Raw genomic sequence first — 785 nt, 5'->3', positions numbered from 1 at the left:
TCGCGCATGCCGGCCTCGGGCTTGGACGACAGCTCGGCGTGCAGCGCCGGCGCGCGCCGGGTCACGTGCAGGCCGCCGGGCAGGGTGCCGGTCTGGCGGATGCCGCGCGCCACGCACGACTGCATCGCCGCCCACAGTTCGCGCAGGCCGTCGAAGATCTCGGCCTCGCTGCGCCAGACCTTCTCGTTCTCCAGCATCAGCCCGGCGATGCCCAGGCCGCTGTCCTGGGCCTGGGCGATCAGTTCGTCGCCGCTGGAGAACGGATAGGGCACGTCGGTGGTGTCGGCGACGATGCGGTCCTCGGCGGCCTCGTCCTCGTTGACCACGAAACCGCCGCCGACCGAGTAGTAGTCGCGGGTGGCGATGACGCCGCCGTCCCCGCCGTAGGCGGTGAAGCGCATGCCGTTGGTGTGGAAGGGCAGCTTCTGGCGCTTGTTCATCACCAGGTCGCTCTTCTCGTCGAAGGCGATCTCGCGGACGCCGCCCAGCATGATGCGGCGCTGGCCGCGGATGCGCGCCAGCGCATCGGGAATGAGGTCCGGGTCGATCAGGTTGGGCATGTGGCCTTCCAGGCCCATCATGACCGCCTTGTCGGTGCCGTGGCCGCGGCCGGTGAGCGCGAGCGAGCCGAACACCTCGGCGCGCACGCGCACGACCTCGTCGAGCCGGCCGGGGACCTCCAGCCAGCGGCGCACGAAGCGCGCGCCGGCGCGCATCGGCCCGACGGTGTGCGAGGAACTCGGCCCGATGCCGATCTTGTAGAGGTCGAAGGTGCTGACGGCCAT

General features: G+C 71.1%; 1 protein-coding gene. It reads right to left on the bottom strand.

All coding sequences use genetic code 11. From position 1 onward, the window contains the following. A partial coding sequence (locus LDO26_RS18150; RefSeq protein ID WP_305068835.1) for a serine dehydratase beta chain occupies positions 1-785 on the bottom strand: 785 nt, incomplete at its 3' end.

Source organism: Proluteimonas luteida (genome assembly GCF_021191695.1).
Lineage (GTDB): Bacteria > Pseudomonadota > Gammaproteobacteria > Xanthomonadales > Xanthomonadaceae > Luteimonas > Luteimonas luteida.
Note: the sequence above shows the minus strand (reverse complement) of the source record. Positions and strands in the feature narration are given on the sequence as shown.